At 40.4% G+C, this 1886-nt stretch carries 2 protein-coding genes and 1 pseudogene; 1 reads left to right on the forward strand and 2 read right to left on the reverse strand.

The window, feature by feature from the left end; all coding sequences use genetic code 11:
* Positions 1-224: hypothetical protein (locus RC73_RS21320; RefSeq protein ID WP_235370046.1), on the reverse strand; the 224-nt coding region annotated here is incomplete at its 3' end.
* A gap of 188 nt (positions 225-412) precedes the next feature.
* On the opposite strand from RC73_RS21320, the pseudogene RC73_RS20395 reads away from it, so the two are divergent.
* Positions 413-673: pseudogene (locus RC73_RS20395) on the forward strand (integrase core domain-containing protein); the annotation flags it as partial.
* Positions 674-952: 279 nt separating this feature from the next.
* On the opposite strand, the gene RC73_RS19550 reads toward RC73_RS20395, so the two are convergent.
* Positions 953-1555, reverse strand: a complete 603-nt coding sequence (locus tag RC73_RS19550; protein ID WP_039036193.1) for a CPBP family intramembrane glutamic endopeptidase — start codon at positions 1553-1555, stop codon at positions 953-955.
* Positions 1556-1886: the final 331 nt, after the last annotated feature.

Genomic DNA, 1886 nt, shown 5'->3' on the forward strand with positions numbered 1-1886 from the left:
TACGCCGCTGGCACAGCGGCTAGCATGGCTTTAAGCCCAAACTCACCAATAAACTTGCGCTTAGCTGCCAGCAAAATGTAGCCAATCACCTGCGGTGCGCCTTTCGCACAGGCGATCCTGTGACTCGGCGTGAATACGTCCATGTAGCCTCGACGAAAACGTCCCTGTTTTCGACGGTCACAGTTACGCCTGTGCCTGGGAAATAGGCGTATGTCTGCTGACACTTCAGATATTTCAAGCTACTCAGCGCTAACACAGCTAATAATGGGTGTCTTTGTTGTTTTTACGATGGGTGTCTTTGTTGTTTTACGGGCAACGGTCATAACTAACCTCGACTGAGCTTTGATGGGTATTTCAAAGCCTAGTCAAAGCTGTGTAAAGCATCAAAAAGATATGGCTGTCCTATCTTTCTTATCAGATAAAGCAAAGCATGAGCAGACGAGGAAACTGCTGGGACAATAGTCCGATGGAGCGTTTCTTCAGAAGCTTGAAAACAGAATGGATACCGATGACCGGCTACCGAAGTATCAGTGAGGCTCGGGTTGAAATATCACGATACGTGACGGGGTATTACAGTCAGCTTAGACCGCATCAATATAACGGTGGGCTTACACCGAACGAGTCAGAGCGAAGATACTGGCTTGAATACAAAACCGTGGCCAATTTAACTTGACCACTACAGACTTATATGTATCGGATGTTCAATTCTATATTATATGTTTCACAGGTATTAACTAATTCCTGAAAATATCATTAGCTAAAACTAATTTAGGGATACTTAAGACTCACACATCCCTTTTGCATTTTAATAACTATTAACGTGCAAGTTTAGCGTGTTTATGTGCATATTTGAGCTGTGTCCGGAGCAATTGATTGCAAATAGCTGTTCTGATCTTGTCACGCATGTAAAAATGCATGAATAGTCAAAATTAAATGAGTCATTCCACTACCTCTACTTGTTTGTTTTTTCAGACCAGTACCCTAATTTATCTTTTTGAGCTGATATTAATAAACCTGGTTCAATTAACGCAGAGATGAAAAAATGAGCCGCAATACATGGCGCTAAGCTTCGATCACCTACCCAGTAAACAACCCCTAAAGCTAACCCCAGCATAAATGTAGAGAAAGCGGCATTGATACCGGCTTTGATATTCCTCAAACCCCAAATCAAATGAACAACACCAAAAGCTAGGCCAGATGCAATAATTTGGATAAAGAAAGAGAAGTTTTCAGAAGCTAGGTAATCCATCACCCACTTTCTAAATACTATTTCTTCTACGATTCCTGCACATAAAGCCGCAACGACTACAACCATTTTTAACAAGTCTACTTTGAACATGTATTGTTTAACGTCAGAGATTTTCGAAGCACTGTAGCAGTATAAGACAGTCACAAATAGGGCTAAATTCCAGCTTAAAAAAGTGCCATACCCTTCACTAGTGAAGCCTAAGTATGCAACAAACCCAGGAAAATCTGAAAATACATTAATTACAACAAATGTCCCCATCGTTGATATGATGATGGCTAAAGTTAAATATATAGGTTTATGATTCATGACATATCTATTGAACTATGATGATTTATGGTGCATGGAGGTAGAAAAGGTTGCAGTGATACACTGGTGATTGATCTATCCAAATCAACAATCAAACAGAAGTACACCGCAAAAAACATACAAGAAAAAACATACAAGACATCCTAAACACTTTTCGAGCCACGAGGAAGCATATCATTCGGTCTCAATTGTTTATAAATGACGATGAAATATTGGAAGTAGACTCTCTAAGACGAGTAATCTGCATGCTTCATACAAAAACAGCGGTTGCCAGGCAGGCCAACGGAGGGTGTTCAAAATTCTGTGTCACGTTAAAAATCACAGATCGATG

This window comes from Shewanella sp. ECSMB14102, assembly GCF_000813075.1.
GTDB classification, from domain to species: Bacteria; Pseudomonadota; Gammaproteobacteria; order Enterobacterales; family Shewanellaceae; genus Shewanella; species Shewanella indica.